21 protein-coding genes are annotated in these 22850 nt (G+C 46.0%); 5 read left to right on the plus strand and 16 right to left on the minus strand.

Going from position 1 to position 22850, the window contains the following annotated elements:
* Positions 1-166 precede the first annotated feature (166 nt).
* Together AC5ZC7_RS23355 and AC5ZC7_RS23360 are read left to right on the plus strand one after the other, a co-directional pair.
* Positions 167-517 carry an MmcQ/YjbR family DNA-binding protein gene (locus AC5ZC7_RS23355; protein WP_496158623.1) on the plus strand — a complete coding sequence of 117 codons (351 nt, stop codon included), beginning with the start codon at positions 167-169 and terminating at the stop codon, positions 515-517.
* Positions 518-595: 78 nt separating this feature from the next.
* Positions 596-2488 (plus strand): CocE/NonD family hydrolase, encoded by a 1893-nt coding sequence (locus tag AC5ZC7_RS23360; protein ID WP_496158622.1) that lies wholly within the window; start codon positions 596-598, stop codon positions 2486-2488.
* Between the two features lie 42 nt (positions 2489-2530).
* Here the strand turns inward: AC5ZC7_RS23360 and AC5ZC7_RS23365 are convergent, their stop codons facing one another.
* The gene (locus tag AC5ZC7_RS23365) at positions 2531-3715 is read right to left on the minus strand and encodes an acyloxyacyl hydrolase (protein WP_496158621.1); all 1185 of its coding nucleotides are present in this window, start codon (positions 3713-3715) and stop codon (positions 2531-2533) included.
* Positions 3716-3867: 152 nt separating this feature from the next.
* Here AC5ZC7_RS23365 and bamJ point away from each other — a divergent pair, with 152 nt between their 5' ends.
* The gene (bamJ, locus tag AC5ZC7_RS23370; RefSeq protein ID WP_496158620.1) at positions 3868-4596 is read left to right on the plus strand and encodes a BamJ family beta-barrel-assembly machinery protein; all 729 of its coding nucleotides are present in this window, start codon (positions 3868-3870) and stop codon (positions 4594-4596) included.
* Positions 4597-4694: 98 nt separating this feature from the next.
* Here the strand turns inward: bamJ and AC5ZC7_RS23375 are convergent, their stop codons facing one another.
* The 8 genes from AC5ZC7_RS23375 to AC5ZC7_RS23410 all read right to left on the minus strand — a co-directional run bounded on the left by AC5ZC7_RS23375 (position 4695) and on the right by AC5ZC7_RS23410 (position 13062).
* Positions 4695-5693 (minus strand): chorismate synthase, encoded by a 999-nt coding sequence (locus tag AC5ZC7_RS23375; RefSeq protein WP_496158619.1) that lies wholly within the window; start codon positions 5691-5693, stop codon positions 4695-4697.
* 136 nt (positions 5694-5829) lie between these two features.
* Positions 5830-7092, minus strand: a complete 1263-nt coding sequence (gene aroA, locus AC5ZC7_RS23380) for a 3-phosphoshikimate 1-carboxyvinyltransferase (protein WP_496158618.1) — start codon at positions 7090-7092, stop codon at positions 5830-5832.
* A gap of 38 nt (positions 7093-7130) precedes the next feature.
* Positions 7131-8156 (minus strand): 3-dehydroquinate synthase, encoded by a 1026-nt coding sequence (gene aroB / locus AC5ZC7_RS23385; protein WP_496158617.1) that lies wholly within the window; start codon positions 8154-8156, stop codon positions 7131-7133.
* 142 nt (positions 8157-8298) lie between these two features.
* Entirely contained in the window at positions 8299-9402 is a 1104-nt protein-coding gene (locus tag AC5ZC7_RS23390; RefSeq protein ID WP_496158616.1) for a chorismate mutase, read from the minus strand.
* A gap of 34 nt (positions 9403-9436) precedes the next feature.
* On the minus strand, positions 9437-10279 hold the full coding sequence (locus tag AC5ZC7_RS23395) for a prephenate dehydrogenase (RefSeq protein WP_496158615.1): 843 nt from the start codon (positions 10277-10279) through the stop codon (positions 9437-9439).
* Entirely contained in the window at positions 10276-11439 is a 1164-nt protein-coding gene (locus AC5ZC7_RS23400) for an aminotransferase class I/II-fold pyridoxal phosphate-dependent enzyme (RefSeq protein ID WP_496158614.1), read from the minus strand. Before AC5ZC7_RS23400 ends, AC5ZC7_RS23395 begins: the two co-directional genes overlap by 4 nt.
* Positions 11440-11447: 8 nt before the next feature.
* On the minus strand, positions 11448-12272 hold the full coding sequence (locus AC5ZC7_RS23405) for a prephenate dehydratase domain-containing protein (RefSeq protein WP_496158613.1): 825 nt from the start codon (positions 12270-12272) through the stop codon (positions 11448-11450).
* A gap of 556 nt (positions 12273-12828) precedes the next feature.
* A complete protein-coding gene (locus AC5ZC7_RS23410; RefSeq protein WP_496158612.1) occupies positions 12829-13062 on the minus strand; it encodes a hypothetical protein in 234 nt (77 codons plus the stop codon).
* A 132-nt stretch (positions 13063-13194) separates the two neighbouring features.
* On the opposite strand from AC5ZC7_RS23410, the gene AC5ZC7_RS23415 reads away from it, so the two are divergent.
* Together AC5ZC7_RS23415 and AC5ZC7_RS23420 are read left to right on the plus strand one after the other, a co-directional pair.
* Positions 13195-13770, plus strand: a complete 576-nt coding sequence (locus AC5ZC7_RS23415; protein WP_496158611.1) for a sigma-70 family RNA polymerase sigma factor — start codon at positions 13195-13197, stop codon at positions 13768-13770.
* The gene (locus AC5ZC7_RS23420) at positions 13745-14878 is read left to right on the plus strand and encodes a trypsin-like peptidase domain-containing protein (RefSeq protein WP_496158610.1); all 1134 of its coding nucleotides are present in this window, start codon (positions 13745-13747) and stop codon (positions 14876-14878) included. Before AC5ZC7_RS23415 ends, AC5ZC7_RS23420 begins: the two co-directional genes overlap by 26 nt.
* Positions 14879-14951: 73 nt before the next feature.
* Here the strand turns inward: AC5ZC7_RS23420 and AC5ZC7_RS23425 are convergent, their stop codons facing one another.
* The 7 genes from AC5ZC7_RS23425 to AC5ZC7_RS23455 form a co-directional block, all read right to left on the minus strand.
* Positions 14952-15674: a carboxypeptidase-like regulatory domain-containing protein gene (locus AC5ZC7_RS23425; protein WP_496158609.1), complete on the minus strand. Its 723-nt coding sequence runs from the start codon at positions 15672-15674 to the stop codon at positions 14952-14954.
* A 174-nt stretch (positions 15675-15848) separates the two neighbouring features.
* Positions 15849-16034 (minus strand): CsbD family protein, encoded by a 186-nt coding sequence (locus AC5ZC7_RS23430; protein WP_496158608.1) that lies wholly within the window; start codon positions 16032-16034, stop codon positions 15849-15851.
* 81 nt (positions 16035-16115) lie between these two features.
* The gene (locus AC5ZC7_RS23435; RefSeq protein ID WP_496158607.1) at positions 16116-17069 is read right to left on the minus strand and encodes an aldose epimerase family protein; all 954 of its coding nucleotides are present in this window, start codon (positions 17067-17069) and stop codon (positions 16116-16118) included.
* A 134-nt stretch (positions 17070-17203) separates the two neighbouring features.
* Entirely contained in the window at positions 17204-18682 is a 1479-nt protein-coding gene (locus AC5ZC7_RS23440) for an FGGY family carbohydrate kinase (protein WP_496158606.1), read from the minus strand.
* Positions 18683-18764: 82 nt separating this feature from the next.
* Positions 18765-20450 carry a sodium:solute symporter family transporter gene (locus AC5ZC7_RS23445; protein WP_496158605.1) on the minus strand — a complete coding sequence of 562 codons (1686 nt, stop codon included), beginning with the start codon at positions 20448-20450 and terminating at the stop codon, positions 18765-18767.
* 358 nt (positions 20451-20808) lie between these two features.
* Positions 20809-21948: an FAD-dependent oxidoreductase gene (locus AC5ZC7_RS23450; RefSeq protein WP_496158604.1), complete on the minus strand. Its 1140-nt coding sequence runs from the start codon at positions 21946-21948 to the stop codon at positions 20809-20811.
* 9 nt (positions 21949-21957) lie between these two features.
* Entirely contained in the window at positions 21958-22758 is an 801-nt protein-coding gene (locus AC5ZC7_RS23455; RefSeq protein ID WP_496158603.1) for a glucose 1-dehydrogenase, read from the minus strand.
* Positions 22759-22850 lie beyond the last annotated feature (92 nt).

The following is a 22850-nucleotide window of genomic DNA, read 5'->3' on the forward strand; positions in this document are numbered from 1 at the left end:
TGCCGGGTCCTGTGCGTTGGTATACTAACGTACAGGACTATTTTGTTTTTGTGAATGTTTGTTTGTATTCACTCACCTAAATATCTACCCATCATAATATCCAAAAATTTACTGATTTTTGTATGCAGCCGATCTGCATTCAAAAATCAGTAAATCGTTATTCATCATGACCCTCGCCCAATTTCAGGAATATTGTCTTTCTCTTCCCGGTGTAACCGAAGAATTTCCTTTCGGAGATCAAACCCTTGTATATAAAGTAAGTGGTAAAGTATTTGCCCTCAGCGGTATCGAGGACTTCCATTCCATTAACCTGAAATGTGATCCGGAAGAAGCCGTAGAACTGCGTGAACGCTATGAAGGCGTGATTCCCGGCTATCACATGAATAAGAAGCATTGGAATACTGTGGATGTGCACTCCGGTATTTCTAACAAACTCCTACTGGAATGGATCAAAAATTCTTATGCCCTGGTTGTTGCCAGTTTGCCTAAAAAAGAAAGAGAAAAACTGGGCCAGTAACCGTTCCCCACATACCTGCCGGCCATCCTTATTTTTTTTATTACTTTAGCTGCCATCTAAATCTTAAATAAACCGTTTATGAGAAAATGGCTGCTGCTGGCCTGCACCGCGCTATTCCTGATACCCGTTGCGTGTAAAGCCGTTAACCAGGACTCCCTCTGGATGTTCGAACACTACACCAAAAAAGAAGTGTACATTCCTATGCGGGATGGCGTGAAACTATTTACCGCTGTTTACCTGCCAAAGGATCAATCGGAAAAACATCCCATCCTGATGACGCGTACCCCTTATTCCTGCGCGCCTTATGGAGAAAAAAATTTCCGTCCTTATTACAAAACTTATTACAACAACTACCTGAAAGAAGGCTATATCCTGGTAACACAGGACGTGAGAGGTACCTGGATGAGTGAAGGTAAGTTTGTGAACGTTCGTCCGTTTAACCCTGCTAAAAAAGGGAAAACAGACATTGACGAAGCCAGCGATACCTACGACACCATCGACTGGCTGGTGAAAAACCTCGCCGGCAACAATGGTAATGTAGGTGTACTGGGAATTTCCTACCCCGGCTTCTACTCTACCATGGCTTCCCTGAGCAACCACCCTGCCTTGAAAGCCGTAAGCCCACAGGCACCTGTTACTGATTGGTTTATAGGAGATGACTTCCATCACAACGGTGCGTTCTTTATTTCCGACGCGTTTTCTTTCTACACCGTTTTCGATCACCCGCATCCGAAACCAACCACAGAAGGACCTAAAGGCATCAACTACTACACACACGATAACTACAAATATTACCTGGAAACCGGCGCCCTGCCTAATTTCGCCAAAATTATCGGCGACAGCGTTACCTTCTGGCATGAGATGTATGCACATCCAACTTACGATAGCTGGTGGAAAGCACGCAACGTGCGCAACTTCCTGCAGAACGTAAAACCAGCTATGCTGGTAGTAGGCGGCGTATTTGATGCAGAAGACTGCTTCGGCGCCTGGAACACTTATAAAACCATCGAAGAAAAAAGCCCGGCTACCAACAACCGCATTGTAATGGGCCCCTGGTATCATGGTCAATGGGCTTCCAACGATGGTACGCACCTGGGTAATGTACGCTTCGGCAGCAACACCGCGGAATACTATACCAGCAACATCGAAATTCCTTTCTTCAACTATTACCTGAAAGGCAAAGGACAAGCTCCTTCCATTGCAGAAGCCACTATCTTCTTCACCGGCGAAAACAAATGGAAACAACTACCCAAATGGCCTCCGGCTGATATGGAACCAAAGCCTATCTACCTGCAGGATAATGGCAAACTCGATTTCACCAAACCATCTGGCAGCAACAACTTCAGCGAATACGTGAGTGATCCTGCCAAACCTGTTCCCTACACAGAAGATGTACATTTCAACCGTACTATCAACTACATGACAGATGACCAGCGCTTTGCCGCCCGCAGACCTGATGTAGCTGTATTTGAAAGTGATGTGCTCAGCAGCGATATTACCCTGGCAGGGCCGGTAGTAGCTGACCTCATCGCCAGCACCAGCACCACAGATGCGGATTTCATTGTAAAGGTGATTGATGTATTCCCGGATGATTTCAAATATGAAGAAGACGCCAGCAGCGAACATCGCCGTGTTCCATCTTCTACCTATCCCATGGGCGGCTACCAGATGCTGGTTCGTGGAGAAATTATGCGCGGTAAATTCCGCAATAGCCTTGAAAAGCCGGAAGCATTCGTGCCAGATCAGCCTACTAACGTAAAGTTCACCATGCCGGATGTAGCCCATACTTTCCAGAAAGGCCACCGCATCATGATACAGGTACAAAGCAGCTGGTTCCCCCTGAGCGACCGTAATCCACAACAGTTCATGGATATTTACAAAGCCACTGACAAAGACTTTAAAAAGGCCACTATCCGCATCTACCACGATGCGCAGCACCCTTCGAGTGTGATATTGCCTGTTTCAAAATAACTGATCATCCCGGCGCCCTTAGTCAATGGGCGCCGGGATGATTTACCAGCGCATTTTCCCGCCCCCTCCCCATTCAATCCAATCAGACGCCCCACCATCCAGGGTTTTAAGTGCCAACTGTACAAATCCGTACTTGCCTATATTATAACGCAGCGCCACCCGCATAAAGTAATTTCCTTTTTCTTCGTTACGTCTCCAGGCATAAGAGCCCAGTTGCGCCCTTATTTCAAAGTCTTTTATATGTAGTGCATAACCCGCATGAAAGCCCATCAGCATTTTGTCGGTCGTACGCACATTGGTGTACAGCTTATGATAGGTCCAGCCCAGGGAGCCATCATAAAATCCGTCGAGGCCTGCGCCTATACTGCTCATATGCGTGAGGCGGCGATTATAATCCAATATCAGCGAAGCCGTGCCGTAAAAGGCTTTCACCTGTTCATCATTGGGGGTTTGTACTACGCCGAAGGCCGCTGTGGCACTGACTTCATTGTACCGTTGCTGCGGTGGTACGGACTTGTATACAAATGTAGGACGTCGTGGGGCCGTATACGTAGGATCAATCTGTTGCACTACAATACTGCGAATTACATTGTAATGGAAGCGTACGCCCAGGTGTACCCCTGCCATATTCAATCCCAGGTTAGGCGTGTGGGTACGGCCGTTGGAAAAATGCGTCAGGTCTATTCCATACAGAAAATCAAAAGCATCGGATAGCTTCAGTACCCCGCTGGCGCCAAGATTAAAGTATACATCCACTTTGGAACCTATGGCATCATTCGACGGATTATTGACAGAATCATAGGGGTTGAGGTCGTACGTGAGGCCCAGGGACAGTCCCAGCTCGAAATAATTTTTCTTCCGCCGGTGAAAAGGAGCATAAAAAAAGCCGTACAACCCACTGGGATTCCCCAATATAGTAGGGTTCCCGATATTCCCGGTATAAAAACCAATACCATAACTGGGATAATTAAACACCCGTTGCCAGGTTTTTTCACCGGTAGATTGCCAGCCCATGCGCAATTCCACCGACTGATACCCATCCTCCAGCGCTTTTTGCAGTTCTTCACCGGTATACAAGTGTGAGCCTGTGTGGAGTTTCAGTTCAATATATTTATGTCTGCCCAGGTTAGGGTTCAACCTGGCTCTTTTCCACAGATCAGTGGTATCCTGTGCCGACAAACATCTCCCGAAAAATAATAATAACAGAAACAGGGCATATGGCTTCATAAAAAAGGATTCATCCGTACCATGGGAAAAACAAGCAATTTTGCCGAATGTTCAATGCTGTAAAAGCGTGGCCGCTAAAATATTTTATTGATTAACTTGCAGGCAGCAATAAAACCCTTATTTTAAATATTATTACTGACAACAACGCTTTTATGTACAAGAAATACCTGTTCATCGGTGCGCTGGGATGTTTGTCTACACAAGCTTTCAGTCAAACCAAACCTACACCTAAGCCAGCTGTAAAACCGGCCGCTAAAACCGCAGCAGCCAAAGCATCGGTACTGAAAACACGCCTGGATTCCGTGAGCTATGGTATTGGCGCTAACATTGCCGACAACCTCAAAGCCCAGGGAGTTGATAATATCAATCCCACTGTATTGGCCAAAGCCATACAGGACGCCCTAAAGAATCAAACTTTATTACTGTCAAAAGAACAATGTGATATGAGCATAAGTAATTATCTGCAGCAGTTAAAATCTGAGAAATCTGCCAAAAATCGTGAAGCAGGACTTAAGTTCCTCGCTGAAAACAAAACAAAACCAGGCGTGGTAACCCTCCCTGACGGTTTACAATACCAGATCCTGAAAGCAGGAGACGGCCCTAAACCAACCGTTAACGACAAAGTAAAAACACATTACCACGGTACTTTAATTGATGGTACCGTGTTCGATAGCTCTGTAGACAGAGGTCAGCCTATCTCCTTCCCGGTAGGTGGCGTAATCAAAGGCTGGACAGAAGCGCTGCAACTGATGCCAGTAGGCTCTAAATGGCGTCTTTTCATCCCGTCTGAACTGGCATATGGTGATCGTGGTGCTGGTCCGAAAATCGGCCCTGGCAGCACGCTGGTGTTTGATGTGGAGTTGCTGGCGATTGAGCAGTAAATAAAAGCATAAAGCCGAAAGCATAAAGCTATTGAAGCGAATGACCTTTGCGAATATACGCATTGATCATTCGCTTCAATAGCTTTATGCTTTTTGCTTTATGCTTTCAGCTTCCTCGGTCTGCGTTGTTCCAGCAGCATAAAATCTGCCAGCACCATGGCTGTCACGGCTTCCAGTACTACTGGTACACGGAGTGCAATACACAGGTCATGGCGACCTTTCACGCTGAAAGTTTCTACTTCCCCGCTTTTAATGTTCAGGGTATGTTGTTCTTTAGGCGTGCTGGAAGTAGGTTTCACGGCTATCCGGAACACCAGCGGGTTACCGTTGGTGATACCTCCTACCACGCCACCGGCGTGATTGGTAGCGGTTTTACCTGTTTTATCCAGGATGGCATCGTTGTGTTCCAATCCCTTCATTTTGGCAGCGGCAAAGCCAGCACCAAATTCAATACCTTTCACCGCAGGGATGGCAAATACGGCATGTGCCAACGCTGATTCCAGGGAATCAAAGAAGGGTTCGCCCAAACCGATGGGCAGTCCGTCTACCACGCATTCCACGATACCGCCTACAGAGTCTTTTGCAGCAATTGCTGCTTCCAGGCCTTCTTCTGCGTTAGTGTAGCCACCTACTTCCGTGATGGTAGCATTTACCTGGATATCGTTGCCTAAAATTTTCTTGGCAATAACGCCGGCAGCTACCAGGTTGAGGGTCAGTCTTCCGCTGAAATGTCCGCCACCGCGATAGTCTTCGAAGCCGCCGAATTTTTCGGTCGCTACAAAGTCTGCATGACCCGGGCGCGGGAACTCTCTCAGTTTATCGTAGTCGGCGCTGCGGGTATTGTTGTTTTCAAACAATATAGTCACGGGTGCGCCGGTGGTATAATCATTAAACACACCGGATTTGATAAACGGCAAATCTTCCTCCTTACGGGGGGTAGTGCCCCTGGAGCCACCTTTACGGCGTTCCAGGTCTGCCAGGAAATCTTCCTGCTTTAAAGGCAAACCAGCCGGAATGCCATCTATATTTACGCCAACACTGGCGCCATGTGATTCTCCAAAAACGTTGACCCTGAATAATCTGCCAAAACTGTTCACACGCTGATGATTTAAAGTGAAAAAACAGCTGTTGGCTTTTAGCCTTTAGCTTTTAGTCAATGCAGCAAAGACCCTACTATGTTAATCTTCGCTGCATTGACTAAAAGCTAAAGGCTAAAAGCTAACAGCTAGCACGCTATACGCTTACCGCAACTTGGCCACCTAACAAAGCCAGGTGATCATAAAATTCCGGGTAAGATTTATTGATGGCTTCTGCATTGTCGATGGTAACCGGGCCATCTGCGGTGAGCGCCGCCACTGCGCAGGCCATGGCAATGCGGTGATCATTATGCGAATGCACGTGGGCGCCTTTAATACCAGTGCCACCGTGTACCAGCATGATATCTCCCTGCAGGTCTATTTTAATACCCATCTTACCAAATTCTTCCTGTAATGTTAACCCGCGATCGCTTTCTTTATGCGCCAGCCGGCTCACGCCTTTTATTTTCGTAGTGCCGTTGCAGTTAGCAGCCAGCGCTACCAGTGGAGGAAAGAGGTCGGGGCAATCTGTTGCATCTATTTCAAATGGTTGGAGTCCGCCTTTTTCTATGTTCACGGTGAATACGCCGGACATCATGTGGGCGCCTGCTTTTTCCAGTGCTTCCAGGATGGCTTTATCTGACTGTGCAGAGGCTACATTCAGGTGCTGTACTTCCGCTTTACCGGCTACGGCTGCTGCTACCAGCAGGAATGCTGCGCCGCTCCAGTCGCCTTCTACGGTATAATCTACCGCTTTATACGCCTGTTTGCTACCAAAGTGGAATGTTTCGAAATTCTTTTCTGTTACCTGTACACCAAAATGTGCCATCAGTTGCAGGGTTAACGCAATGTATGGTTTGCTTTTCAGGTCTGTTACTGTGATTGTCACATTTTCAGCAGCTGCACCATATGCCATGAGCAAGCCAGTGAGGAACTGGGAGCTGAGCGATCCATCGATCGTAATATCTTTAGGTTGTAACGGGCCCTGGATATGCAGGGGCAGCTTACCACCCTGCGTAGTACATTTTACATCCAGTTGTGGCAATACCTGTTCGAAGAAGTCCATAGGACGGGTAGTTAAGCTACCATGTCCTTCAATGGTAATCGGCAGGGAAGACAATGCAGCGATAGGCGTAAACATACGAATACCGAGGCCGGATTCGCCACAGTTGATTTCATCATAAAACGGCGCTACGCCATTGCTGGTGATTTCAAAATAATCGTATTCGCGTTTGATTTTAGCACCCAGATTTTCGGCTACTTCCAGTGCTGCCAGGCAGTCATTACTAAGGCCCGGATTACGGATGATAGTAGTTCCTTTTGCCAGCAAAGCTGCTGCCACGGCGCGTTGCATAGCGCTCTTGGAAGGATTTGCCGTAACGGTACCGGTAATGGTAGCTGGTGATACAGTAACTTGCATATATATTTCGTCCGCCTTTAATTTGATTAGAAAAAATTTTACAACTCCTGCAGTAACAACTTCAGTTCTGCAATGGGTACGGGCATGGTGGTAGCTTTACCTATTTCCTCCAGCAACACAAAATGGATCACATCCTTTTCACGTTTTTTATCCAGTTTGAAGATATCAAACACCGCTTCTTTATCGGATGTAAAGGCTACTGGCAGTTGGTAGTCGCTGATGAGTTTTATCAGTCGCACGGTTGCTGCCGTAGGCAGGTTCATCAACTTTTCAGAAAAGCGGGTAGCTGCTACCATTCCAATCGCCACGGCTTTACCATGTGCAATATGTTCCAGCTTCTCTACTGCATGGCCGAGGGTATGTCCGAAGTTCAGCCAGCGACGGGGACCCGTTTCCAGTTCATCTTCCAATACTACCTTTGTTTTTGCAGCCACTGATTTCTCCACCAGGTATTCCAGTACCGCTACATCGCGGGCCAATGCTTTCTCTTTGTTTTGCTCCAGGAAATCGAATAATGCGGCATCCATGATGCAGGCATATTTAATGATCTCTGCAAAGCCGTTATGCCATTCTTCTGCTGGCATTGTGAGTGGTAAGGTATAGTCGAACAAAATAAACTGCGGCTGGCGGATAATACCCAGCAGGTTTTTATGCTTACCATGACTTACCCCATTTTTGCCGCCAATAGAGGCATCCACTTGCGCCAATAAAGTAGTGGGTACAAATCCAAAAGGAATCCCGCGCATATAAATGCTGGCAGCAAATCCGGCAACATCCGTCATCATACCGCCACCGATGCCTACCAGCGTGGTTTTGCGATCGGCTTCGAATGCCGTGAGGCCATCAATGATTTTTTCAACGGTGGCCATATTTTTCAGCTCTTCGCCGGCGGGTATCACAATTTTTTTCCAGTCGTGTAAATGATGACCATGATGTCTTTCCACATTTTCATCTATCACCAGTACGGCCCTGTTACGGTCTACATGATTGCCCAGCTGCGTCAGGCTTTCGCCTAAAAAATAGGTAGTTTCCTGTTGTGCAAACTGGTGGAGTTGTTTTAGCATTTAGCTGTTAGCTTTTAGAAAGATATGTAAATAGCTGTTGGCTGTTAGCTATTAGCTGTTAGTAAATGCAGCGAAGACCAACATATGATCATCTTCGCTGCATTTACTAACAGCTAACAGCTAATAGCTAACAGCTGACTCGCTATTTCTCTTCGTTCATCACTTTGTTCTGACGGTTGATGGATTCCAGGTGAACTGCATCGAAATATTTCAGGATGAATTCTTTCGTGAGGCCCAGTTTCTCTCCTTTAGCGATGTTGCGCTCCAGGATTTCGTTCCAGCGGTTTGTTTGCAGGATGGTGATGTTGTTTTCTTTCTTGTAGGTACCGATTTTCTCCGCAATTTTCATACGGTTGCCGAGCAGCAGCATGATTTCATCATCTACCTGGTTGATTTGCGCACGCAGTTTTTCCAGGGCAGAGTTGAAGTCTTTTTTATCGGTATGTTCTCTTCTCCAAACGATACCATCGAGCAGTTCGGCCAGTTTTTCAGGAGTAATCTGTTGTTTGGCATCGCTCCATGCGTTGTCCGGATCTACGTGTGTTTCCAGCATCAGACCATCGTAATCCAGGTCAATTGCTTCCTGAGAAACTTCCTGTAAAATATCGCGGCGGCCGGAGATATGTGAAGGATCGCAGATCATTGGCAGTTCAGGCATACGGCGCTTCAGCTCAATAGCCAGGTGCCACATCGGCGCGTTACGGTATTGGGTGTTGCCATAGCTGGAGAATCCACGGTGGATTAAACCTACTTTATTAATACCGGCTTTCTGAATTCTTTCTACGGCACCGATCCACAGTTCGAGGTCCGGATTGATAGGATTCTTAATTAAAACGGTAGTATCAACACCTTTCAGCGCATCGGCTACTTCCTGTACGGAGAAAGGGTTTACTGTGGTACGTGCACCTACCCACAGAATATCTACTCCAAAATGCAATGCATCTTCTACCTGTTTAGCAGTAGCTACTTCCACTGCCAGTGGCAAACCGGTGATTTCGCGGGCTTTCTGCAACCATGCAAGGCCTTTGGTACCGATACCTTCGAAGGAACCGGGACGGGTACGGGGTTTCCAGATACCAGCGCGTAACACGTCTACTTTACCTGTTTTTTGCAGGGCCAATGCGGTGGCTAATACCTGCTCTTCGGTTTCTGCACTGCAGGGTCCGGAAATGATCAACGGCTTTTTATCGGAAGACGGATCGGAGAATTTGGTTTTAGATAAAATCTGTTCCATTGTCTGTACCATAGTATTGAAGTTAAGTAGATTATCAGAATTAAAGTTATTTCAGGATCTTCCTGATTTTATTGGATTTTTGAATTAGTTTATAGAAAGTGTCGTAGTCTTCTGTTTCGAGCAATGTTTTCATTTGCTGTAGCTGGCTGATATGTTCATCCAGTACATCCAGCACATTATTGCGGTTGTGTTTGAAGATAGGCACCCACATATCAGGCGAGCTTTTCGCGAGGCGCACGGTAGATTCGAAACCACCGCTGGCCAGTTCAAAGATGCGGCCTGACTCTTTCTCTTTTTTCAACACGGTTAATGCCAGTGCGAAAGAGGTGATGTGAGAAATATGTGATACATAGGCTGTGTGCAGGTCATGTTCTTCCGCATTCATATATACGGTGCGCATCTGCAGTTGGTCTACCATATTTTCCACTACTTCCAGGGCATCTTCATCGCTGTTTTTCACATCGCATAATACCATGGTTTTGTTGACAAACAAGTTGCGTACGGCGGCATCAGGGCCAGAGTACTCGGTGCCGGCCATCGGGTGGGCAGCCACGAAGCGACCTCTGTTGGGATGACCGGCAACGAGTTGCAGTATTTTTTCTTTGGTAGAACCTACATCCATAATTACCTGGCCGGGGCGTGCCTGGTCCATGATACCGGGCAATGCCTGTAATACTCCATCCACCGGGATGGCCAGTATTACCAGGTCGGAGCGCTGCATGGCTGCTTCGAGGGTAGCACCTTCATCAATGATATGAAGGTCCAGTGCACGTTGCAGGTGCTCCTGGCTATGATCTACCCCGATCACCCGTTCCGCCACGCCTTTTTCCTTCAGCGTAATGGCGAGTGAACCTCCTATTAAACCCGTACCTATTATTGTTACGATCATTGTATGCTTGTTTTGATGCGTGCTATTGCTTCTTCGAATACTTTTTCATCCTGGCAAAGACTCACCCTGATATATCCGTTACCATTGCTACCGAATATACCTCCGGGAGTAATGAATACACGGGCTTTTTGCAGGATTTCATCTGTTAACGTATAGCCGTTATCGATAGTAGCCGGAATTTTTGCCCATACGAACATGCCTACCTGGTTTTTATCGTAGGTGCAATGCAGCAGGTCCAGTAACTGGAATACCTTTTCCCGGCGGCCGCGATAAATTTTATTCAGTTCATCGTACCAGTCTTTCCCCAGCTGCAATGCCTTTACGGCGGCCATTTGCATAGGTTGGAACATACCGGAATCCATGTTGGATTTAAAGCGTAATACTTCGCTGATCCATTCCGCTTTCCCAACGAGCATGCCTATACGCCATCCGGCCATATTGGACGACTTACTGAGAGAGTTTAATTCCAGTACCACGTCTTTGGCACCTTCAAACTGCAGCAGGCTTTCCGGTTGTTCATTTAAAATGAAGCTGTACGGGTTGTCGTGGCAGATGAGAATATTATGTTGTTTCGCGAAAGCAATCAGCCTGGCTGCGAATGCTTTATTCACTTTAGCGCCGGTAGGCATATGCGGATAGTTTACCCACATCAGCTTCACGCGGCTCAGGTCTCTTTTTGCCAGGGCGTCGAGATCAGGTAACCAGCTGTTTGCTTCAATGAGGTCGTAATCCACTACAGTGGCGCCACTCAGATTTACCGCAGAACGGTAAGTAGGGTAACCCGGATTAGGGATGAGTGCTTCATCACCTTCCTGCAGGTAGGTCATACAAATGTGCATGATGCCTTCTTTGGAACCTATCAGTGGCAATACTTCAGTATCCGGGTTCAGGGTTACGTTGTAGTAGCGCTGATACCACTCTGCCATTGCTTTACGCAGAGCAGGAATACCTTTATACCCCTGGTAATTGTGGGTATTAGGCAAAGCAGCATTTTCGTTTAATGCAGCCACCACAGAAGGATGCGGAGGTAAATCGGGGCTACCGATACCGAGGTTAATTACCCTGGTACCTGTTTGATTCATTTCCTCTATTTCCCTGAGTTTTTTGGAGAAGTAGTATTCTTCTGTGCCTTGTAATCTTTTAGCAACCTGTATCTGCATAAAACTGATTAATGTGTTTTTCCTTTTTTATAAATACCCAATACTTTCAGGTGTTCGGTCAATGGTGCTATTTTTTCCAGTGCTTTTTCAAAGTGAGCGGCGTTATCGAATTCCATATCGGCGTGGAAGTAATAGTTCCATTCTTTTGCCGGGATAGGAAAGGATTGCAGTTTAGAGAGATTGATACCTGCCACTGCTATCTGTGTCAGCACTTTGGCCAGGCTTCCTCTGTCGTGGCTGGTTTGAAAGTATACGGAGGCTTTGTTGGCATCTGCCGCGGTAGCAATAGGTGTGCGGGATACGGCCAGGAAGCGGGTATAGTTATTTTTGTTGGTATGAATATTTGGCGCAATGATATCCAGTTCAAAGATTTCCGCGGCCAGCTTACCGGCGATAGCGGCGGTACTTTTCAGTTTCTTTTGTCTTACGTGCCTGGCGCTGATGGCGGTATCTTCTGTTTCTACCAGCTTGATATGCGGGTATTTTTCCAGGAAGTCCATGCACTGTAATAATGCCATTGGATGAGAATGCACTTCGCGGAGGTCTTCCATCGTTTGACCGGGTAATACCATCAGGTGTTGATTAATCTGGAGGTAGATTTCACCCGTGATGTGTAAGCCGGAATTTTTGATGAGGGTATAGTTAGGTAAGATGCTGCCGGCGATGGAGTTTTCGATGGCCATGATACCTGCATCCACATCGGGTTGCTGTTTTGCTTTTTTAACCAGCTCTGCAAATGAGCCACAGCACTCTATTTCGATCTTTTTTCCGAAATATTCCTGGGCGGCAACCTGGTGAAAACATCCTTCAAACCCTTGTATGGCAATTTTCATGTGTATGTGATTGATTTTATTTATTTATAGTTGCTGTAGCAACTAGCTATTAAAAACAGAAAGGGTCCCAGTCCGGGACCCTTTTTGCGATGTTACTTTTATGGTAAGTATATTATTGCAAACGAGTCCCCTGCTTCTTCGCATAAAAGAAGTAAGAGAAGTAATAAAAAAATGAATTGCCTAAAACTGGCTGGAACATATACTTACGGTTTATTAATGTCATTAAAAAAGGCCTTCCGGTTTCGGAAGGCCTTTTTGTAGTATCTTTTATTTTACACAAACGACCTTCCTATTCCTGGTACCAGAAATAATAAAAGCCAAAAAATCCGAAGTTCGTTTGTTGTATCATGTGCTTGCTTGAACTCTTTTTGAGTGTAGAACAAAAATACGGCACGATTTTAATTATCCAAGGGGTAATGTCAAAAAATATACTTTTTTCAACAACAAGTGCCATTTATTAAATAACTTTCAACAAAACAAACATTATGAATCTATTGGACACAAAAAAACCGTCCTGGCTAAGCCGGGACGGTTATTTATAAAACCTAAGGTTAAATTAGTGTTTTGCAGCAGTTGTATCGATAGCTTTAGCAGCAGAATCAACAGTTGCTTTAGCAGCGTTAGCTACTGAATCAACAGCGTTAGTTGCAGTTTTAGCAGCTGAATCGATAGCTGAAGTAGCAGCAGTAGCTGTAGAATCACCTTCAGTTTTAGCAGCACCACCACCGCAAGCAACTGCGAAAATACCGAAAGACAGAGCTAAGAAACCGATTTTAATTACGTTCTTCATGTTACAATTATTTAAGTTGTTTTTTGAATGATTTAACCTTTATACCGGGATCACCCAAAAGGTAACCCAAACTTTTAAAAATATTTTTTTTCGGTACTTTGGGTTACCAAATGCCTAATAACTGTATTAAGAGTGAAGCAAAATCAAGACATAACAAGAGATAGGGAATTATTGCTGGGACTGGCAAAAGGTGAGGATAAGTCACTGGAAATCATCTATTCAGAGAATTTCCCAGTGGTTTTAAGGATGATCCTTCAGCACAATGGCTCAGAAGACGACGCCAAAGATGTATTCCAGGAGGCCATTATAGTCTTATACGAAAAAGTGCAAAACAGCGACTTTACCCTAAGCAGCAGGCTAAAAACCTTCCTTTATTCGGTTTGCCGCCATTTGTGGCTTAAAAAAGTGCAACGTACTTACGGACTATATACCTTATCTCCAGAGTTGGAAGAAATCATTCCGGCTACAGAGGAACTGGAAGAACATTATGCAAAGGACCAGGAATTCAGGATCATGGAAGGGGCGATGAGCAGTATTGGCCAACCCTGCCAAACCATCCTGGAAGATTATTATCTGCATAAAAAATCTATGCAGGAAATAGCAGAGAAGTTTGGATATACCAACGCCGAAAATGCCAAAAACCAGAAGTATAAGTGCCTGATGCGTTTGAAGAAGTTATTTTTTGATCAATACAACACACCAATATAAGGAGAAAGCAGCCATGAAAGAGGACATGATCTTATTACGTGACATTGAACGTTACCTGGAAGGGGAAATGAGCGAACAGGAAAAAACTGCTTTCGACGAATTACGCCGTACCAACCCACTGATTAACCGGCAGGTAGAAGAACACCAGTTGTTCCTCCAACACCTGGGTAATTATGGTCAGCGACAAAATTTACAAGCCAAACTGGAAAAGATACATCAGCAACTGGATATGCCATCCCTCCGCAAACAAGCGCAGGATGACAACCAGACTGCCAAACGGTTATCTATTCGTCGCAGAACAATCACCAACCTGGCCGCGGCCGCCTGCATTGCACTGGTAACCTCCCTTTCTACCATCGCAGTAATACAGAATGTAGCCCGTAATAAGTCTACTGCACAATATGAAGATGTAAGAAGGGTGCTGAATAATATTCAACGCTCCCAGAATGCACTTATTAATGATATGAACAGCAAGAGCAAAGCACCGTTAAATCCCGGCACCTATGGTGGTACTGGTTTTGCGGTATCGGGCAACGGTTACATTGTTACCAACTATCATGTAGTAGCCGGCGCCGACTCTGTGTATGTTCAAAATAATAAAGGCGAAGCTTTTAAAGCGGTCAGCGTATTTGAAGATATCTCCAGTGACCTGGCGGTATTAAAAATTGCCGACTCCACTTTTAAGAGCCAGCCACTCCCCTACGCCCTGAAGCCACAAAGCGTGAAGCTGGGTGAAGAAGTATTTACCATGGGCTTCCCCCGCGATGAAATTGTTTATGGCAAAGGTTATATCAGCGCCAAAACCGGTTTCAATGGTGATACCACTGCTTACCAGGTATCTATCCCGGTAAACCCGGGTAACAGCGGTGCCCCGCTGCTCGACAGCAAAGGCGATGTAGTAGGTATCGTTACCGGCAAGCAAACGACCTCCGATGGTATTGCTTTCGCAGTGAAATCAGCACATCTTAAACACCTGCTGGATGAAATGCCGAAAGACAAACAAAACCGGAAAGACTGGAGCCATAAAAGCCACCTGGATGGTATGAACCGCGTAGATCAGATCAAGAAACTGGAAGACTTTGTATATATGGTGAAAGTGTATAATTGAAATCACTATTAGCCTTTAAATAAAAAAGCCGCTACTCCATGACGTAGCGGCTTTTTTATTTAAAGGCTAAAGCCTAATTCTTTTTCGCCATCCAGGCTTTGTATTTATCAGTGATCCAATAAAGCAGATCATTATTAGCAATGGTACGCATCGTATTGTAGTCCGGATAATTATCCCGCATAAACAGGTGCAGGGAATCGCCGGTAAGGCCGGTTACCTTGTTTACTAACAGTGGTGTAAAGCGGGAATCGATGAATTTCTCTTTCTCCATCTTCTCGTAGTTTTCCTTAAACTGCCGTTTTTGTTTTTCTTTTTTAGAGAACCGGGTGATAGGGCTGATCACAATCCCTGCTCCCTGTGGCGTGCTTCCACCCGCCAGTTGCTGGTTAGGCTGATCGAGTATATAACCGTACTGCTTGCGTCTTTCCAGGGAATCTAATTGGTAAGGCGTATACTGGGAAGTGATTTCCACCCCTTTCAGGAACTTGCCGGCAGATACTAATACGATGTTGGATGTTTGGGTGCCACTGCTTTGAGTAACAATCAGCGTGTCTGGTACATACCCCACAAACGTAATCACGATGCGGTCGTTACGGTTACCTGTTATTTTGTAATACCCACCCTGGTCAGAAAGGGAACGTTTGCCATTTGTCAGATTACTGATGGTGGCGTAAGGTAATACCAGGTTGTTACTGTCTGAAATCATCCCGGTAACAGTGACCTGGGCGTTTACCCCGGATACTAATGCCATACTGAAAATACAGCCCAATGCTATAATACGTAAGAAAACCTTCATATAAAGTGTAATAAATTTAACTGCTGAACCCCTTCCTCCCTTACAAACATATCAATATAGACATTGTTCATATCCGTATTTGAAGTTACAAATTAAAGGAAATGCCCGCGTGTTAAAAAAACAAAATCCTTCCGCAAGCGGAAGGATGCTGTTTATTGCATATTATCTATGTACTCAGTCTGATTTCAGTAAGCTGATCACTTCCTCGCGGGTTTTGCCCAGCTTCTGCTGGAGTTTCCCAATCAACTTATCTTCCTGTCCTTCTTCATATAACAGATCATCGTCGGTCAGGTCAGCATACTTTTGTTTGAGGGTACCTTTTAATTCATTCCACTTTCCCTTGAGCTGTAACTTGTCCATAATTTTTCAATTTAAGAGGTGAATAATCTGGTTACTTACAACCGGGGAAAAGCCAACAACTATGCCATGGGGTTGGTGACCCTATAAAGATATCCGGATACGGGTATCAAAAACCCGGCTTTCACCAGCAGCCAGCTGAACCAGTCCAAGCCCGTTGTTAAAGGCATCCGGCGCACCACTGAGGTTCTCTACCGCGATACTGTTGCGGTGTGGTGGAATATATATTTGCAGGATGGGATAGTTGTTGCCGGGATAAAAAGCGATGTTGATATTTTTCTTCGGATCGTGGATAGTTGCAAGCGGTTGGGATTTGCTTTGATCCAATATAAAAGAGTTATCCAACTCCACGCCTTTGAGTAATTTACCGCCGGTAAACTCCGTATAAGGGAGCAGGTTACCTGTAGGCAGTAACTTTTCATTGAACTCCACGATTTGTTTGGAGGCGAAGGTCAGTTCCAGCTCGTCAACTGGTGTACCCGTGCTGAAGTAGGGATGCCAGCCATCCATTACAGGTATAGTGGTACCGCTCTGGTTGATAATGGTGGTGCTGAGTTGCAGTTCATTACCAGCATGCAACGTGAACGTAGCCACACAATCGTAGGCAAACGGGTAACCCGCATCATCGGTTTGTTTGAAATGATGTGTCAGGGTAACGGATGCCTGTTGATCATCTGCTGCTTGTGCGGTGATGGTAAACGGTGCATCGTATAACAGGCCATGGATGGCATTACCCGGAGCAATTGTTTTCTGGATCTCGAAAGAGGCGCCTTCCCAGGTATATTTTGCATCCTTAATGCGACAAGCATAAGGACTCAGTTTTACGCTTTTGAAGCTGCTGCGGAGATTTGCTTCAAGGTCAGCTAAATCCTGGTAGCTATCGATCAGGTTAATGGTTTCCTGTTCACGCTTAACTTTAAAAGCATGCAACAATGCGCCAAAAGCGGGAATGATTTCTACCTGTGTGCCTGTTGCCAGATCCTGGAGCGCTATGATATCAAATCCTGCCTCTTTAAAAGAATGGATGCCAAATTTCATTGTTCAATATTTTGAATTCCAGACAAAATAATAAAAATTTAGTGAGATAGGATATTAAACACACGCCTATGATGGTACATAAACAACAAGCATCTGCCGGTTAAGACAGATGCTTGTGCTGATATCCTGTTATATTATCGCAATGCAGCTCTTAATCCGTTTAGCCAGCTGCCATATACATCGCGGTATTGCGTTTGTAAGGCGGCATCCGGTTCTATCACCGACAGGCATTCCATACCACGAAAAGCATCTGCAGCGTTCACGTAACCTGCGCCTATGGCTGCACCACGAGCCGCACCCTGGGCGCCATCTGTATTATATAGTTCGATCACCACATTGGCTGTATTGGCAAACGCTTCGCGGAACAGGGGGCTGAGGAACATATTAGCATGTCCGGCCCTTACGCGATGAATGTTTAAATCCATTTCTGCCATGATATCCATGCCGTAATTGAGCCCGAATACAATACCTTCCTGTACAGCGCGCATTATATGGCTGCGCTGATGGCGGTTGAAGTTCAGGTTACTAACGGAGGCGCCTATACTCCTGTTTTCGAGGATACGTTCTGCACCGTTACCGAAAGGAAATACCTGCAGGCCATCTGCGCCAATAGGCGCCTGAGCGGCCAGCGCATTCATTTCCGGATAGGTGATTTCTCCCACAAGGTTCTTCAGCCAACTGTTGGCAATGCCTGTACCATTCAGGCACATCAACACGCCATTTCTCGTGTGTGCGTGATCGTTATTTACGTGCACAAAGCTGTTCACACGGCTCTGGCGATCGAAACTATTTTTGTCGTGCACCGCATATACTACACCAGAAGTGCCCGCTGTAGTAGCGGCTTCACCTGGTTGCAGAACGTTCAGTGAAAACGCATTGTTAGGCTGATCGCCGGCACGATAGGTTACCGGCGTACCTGGCGCCAGTTTTAGCAGGGCAGCAGCAGCAGCTGTTAACTCCCCTTGCACACCAAAAGTGGGTACAATGGCCGATAGCAATGCTTCGTCTATGTTATAGTGCTTCAGTAATGCTTTGGATACACCATTTTCTGCAAAGTCCCAGAAGGTACCTTCAGAAAGACCAGAGATAGTAGTACAAGCTTCTCCCGTTAATTTCATGGCAATGAAATCACCGGGCAACATTACTTTATGGATACGTTCGTAAATATGAGGTTCATTTTCCTGTATCCAGCGTAGCTTCGAGGCGGTGAAGTTACCGGGAGAATTGAGCAAATGAGCCAGGCAATATTGCTCTCCGAGCGCTTTGAAAGCGGCGTTGCCGATATCTACCGCGCGGCTGTCGCACCAGATAATAGCGGGCCTTAATACCTGCTGGTGTTTATCCACACATACCAGTCCATGCATCTGATAGGCGATGCCGATGCCTTTGATTTGATCGGGGGCCACAGGAAACCGGTTTAATAAAATGCCGGTAGCGTTTATAATTTCCTGCCACCAGTTTTCGGGCTGTTGTTCAGCCCAGCTGGGGTGTGGCACTTCTATGGCCATCTCTTTTTCAGGGCAGGTAGCAGTAGCTACACAGGCACCGGTATCGGCATTCAGCAGCGCTGCCTTGATAGAGGAAGACCCAATATCATAACCTATAAAGTACATAACGTGAAAAATTAACCATCATCAATAAGCTGTTGTCCCGCCCCGCCATATAGCGGGGCGGGACAACAGTAATCTATTTCTACTACCAGAACACGGTATACAATGCAATCAGTATACCTATAATGAGCAAAGCACCTACTATGAAGCCGGTGTTAGGTTTAAACATAGTGCTGTCGATTGCCAATCCTTTTGGATTGTTGACACTGGATTTATCGCTCAGGGTAATGATCACCATACCGATGACACACACCACAAACACAAGGCCCATACGGTCCATGAAGGCTATTTCCCATAATCCGCTATCAGGATTCAGGGCAGAGAATCCTATCTGGTGTAAAGGCTCCAGGTTGATCCACGCCGGCATAAATTTCAGGAAGAAGGACAGCAGCAAACCACCAATCATGGCAAACATGGCAGCACTGGAGGTCGTACGTTTCCAGAAAAATCCAAGTGCAAACATGGCGAATACACCCGGAGATACGAAGCCGGTATATTCCTGGATAAACTGGAATCCACCTTTTTTGTCGATACCCAGGAAGTTGGAAATCACAATGGCAATGATCATGGTTACCACCACTACTGTACGTCCTACGCCCACGATCTTCTTTTCATCGGCTTCTTTGTTATATATCTTCTTATAAATATCCAAAGAGAAAATAGTAGAAATACTATTGGCTTTACCTGCCAGCGAAGCTACTACCGCAGCTGTTAACGCAGCAAATGCCAACCCTTTTAAGCCAACAGGCAAGAGGTTCAGCAATACCGGATATGCATTATCGGCATTCAGGGAACCGCCTTTCATCATGGATTGTGCAAAATCGCCGTGGTTCTGGGAATACAACACATAAGCTGCAATACCCGGTAATACCACGATCACCGGCATCAGCAATTTCAGGAAACCTGCGAACAGCAAACCACTGCGGGCGGTTTTCAGATCCGCACCCAGTGCACGTTGGGTAATATATTGGTTACAACCCCAGTAGTTCAGGTTTACAATCCACATACCGCCAATCAACACACTCAATCCCGGCAGATCCAGGTATTTGGGGTTTTCTTTGTGCAGGATCATGTGGAAATGTTCACTGGCATGTTGGGTCATCAGGGAAAATCCTTTCAATACACCGGTAGTACCGAAATGCTCAGATACCAACTGTAAAGCGAGGTAAGTGGTAGCCAATCCGCCCAGGATGAGGAAAAACACCTGGATAACGTCTGTGTAGCCAATCACCTTCATACCACCCAGCGTGATGAGAATAGCAAAGAAAGCCAATGCCACCATACACACATAGAAGTTAATACCAGAGATAGTAGATACTGCCAGGGCGCCCAGGTACAGGATAGAAGTAAGGTTTACCACCACATACAACAACAGCCAGAATACGGCCATGATGGTACTTACCGTTTGATTATACCTTCGCTCCAGGAACTGGGGCATTGTATAAATCTTGTTTTTCAGGTAAATGGGTAGGAAAAATACTGCCACCACAATCAACGTAGCAGCTGCCATCCATTCATAGGTAGAAATAGCCAACCCGATATTGAAGCCATTTCCGGACATCCCGATAAATTGCTCCGCAGAAATGTTGGAAGCGATCAGGGAAGCACCAATTGCCCACCAGGTAAGCGATCCTTCTGCCAGGAAGAAGTCTTTCGAATCTGTAGTCGCTTTCTTCTTCTTGCGATAAATGTAGTAGCCGTAGCCTGCCACTATTACAAAATATACCAGGAATACCAGGTAGTCAAAGATGTGTAAGGATTTTGTTTGCATAACGTTCAAACGTGGTTATAAAAAATTTGGCGGATCAATATACAAATAAATGTAAAAAATACGCTTACAAAGTTTTTTTTAATGAAAAGTAACCTGCCCGTGGATTGGCCGATAAAACTATTCATTTAAAACTCTTGTCATAGCTCATTTATAAAAATGAAACAATTAATACCCTTTACAGCAACAAAAGGTACCTATGTTCATCCTTAAAAAATGAGTTTCAGCTGGGTTTCCTTTCTTAATAAGGTGGGAACGGTCAACTGAATGCCTGATAAGCGTGGAATAAAAATTAAATATAGAAAAGAGAAATTCGGGAAGCAAGTTCTTTTTTTCAGCTGCTGCTATTTAGCAGTTTATTTTAGCAATTTAAGGCCATTACGGCAATTTTATCACCAATCATGGAACCAATGGCTACCCCCATGCCTCCCATGCGCACGCCCATGACTATATTATTTGTATGCATCTTCACCAGGGGTTGTTTGGTTTTACCGAATGCCATGATGCCTGTCCACCGGTCGGCAATGGCCACTTCCCGGCCCGGCAGGATGGTGGTTCGCAGTAATACTTCCAATTCGTGCTGGATACGGTCGTTGAATTGGAAAGCGGTAGTGGTTTCCCCTGTAAAGTCCAACTGACGTCCGCCGCCCAATAGTACACGGCCATCCAGCTCCCGGAAATAATAATATCCTTCTTCGAGATGGAAGATGCCTTTAAAGGGCAGGTCTTTTACCTGTTCAGTGATCAGCACCTGTCCACGCCCTGGTGTTACTTCTTCATCCGGCAGGAGCTGCCGGGTAAAGGCATTGGTACAAATCAATACTTTACGGGCGGTGAACACAATATCTTCTTTCAGGGTATGATGAGGTACAATCACGTTCACCCCTGTATGAAAATCGGCGATACTGCTAACCGGGCAACCTGTTTTTATTTCCACACCACTGGCCATGGCCTTGTCTATCAGGGCGCGCATCATTTTCCCGGTATGCAGTTCGCCTTCAAAATTATTACGGACCAGGGCTTTTATAAACCGGGGGGCAAAGCCGAAGGCCGGCAGTTGCTGATCGGCCCTAGTAAATGCAGGCCGGTCCTCAAACAGGTTACCCAGGATGCTATTTACCTCTGGTAATTGCTGCAGCGCCCACTCTTCGCGGGCGCCAATTAATTCGAAGCTGCCATTTTCCCGGTATCCGATCCGGTCATCTCCCAAACGCTTTCTCAGCAAACGTAAACCGGATAAGCGCAGGTCTACCAGGTTGAGGACAGCTTCCACCGGCATGTTTTGCAAATCAGCCAGGATTTCGGTCAGGCTGCCAATACAGGCGAAGCCGGCATTCTTGGTACTGGCGCCGGTGGGCAATACTTCCCTTTCCAGGACCATGACCCGGCTTTGTGGCGCCCGTTCCTTCAGGCTGATGGCCGTCGACAATCCTACGATACCACTACCAATAACGATATAATCGTATTGCAGGAGACTTTGTTTTTCCCAATAACTGAGCATGCCTGTAATTTACACCGTTCCTACTGATCCTCCATCCACCCTGAAAACAGACCCGGTGATGAAAGCCGCCTCGCTGGAGGCGAGGAAAGCAACGATGCCACCGGTTTCTTCAGGAAGACCTGGCCTTCCCAATACCTGGTAAGGGCGGTTCTCCTTCAGGAATTGCCGGGCTGCTTCAGCAGTGGATATGCCTCTTTCTTTTGAGATGCTATCCAGCATGTCATCTACCAGCGGTGTTTTAATAAAAGCCGGTGATACGGTGTTGACCAGTATGTTATCCTTACCATAGTTTTGCGACAAGGTTTTGGAATAGTTATTCAACGCAGCTTTGGTGGCGTTATAATGTCCCATATTGGGATCGGGCTGCTCTGCATTTTCTGAGGAGATATTGATAATCCTTCCCCCACCCTGCTTTTTAAAATGAGGAATCACCAGGTTGGTAAGGGCCACCAGGCCGAAGAAGTTGACTTCGAAAATTTGTCGCCATTGATCCAGGGTAATGGTTTCCAGCGGACCGAAGGTATCAATGCCACCGGCATTGTTGACCAGGATATCAATATGTCCGTAATGTTGAATGGTGGTGTTGACCAAATGTTGCAGGTCGACTTCTTTAGTCATATCGGCTACCACGGCCAGCACCTCCTTTCCATCGAGGCGGAACATGGCAGCGGTATCCTCCAGTTCATCGGCGTTACGGGCGGTAATTACCACGGTGGCGTTTTCTTTCACCAACGCAGCAGCGATGCCTTTCCCGATGCCTTTGCTGCCACCGGTAACGATGGCTACCTTTCCTTTTAAGTTAAGCTCCATGATTGTACGATTTGATACCAAAAATAAAAGATACGGTGAGGAGATTCCTGGTATAAGTTATTGAAAAAACGGTAAAAAGACGGGAGGCGATC

The sequence above is a fragment of the Chitinophaga sp. 9-1-y genome, assembly GCF_059511905.2.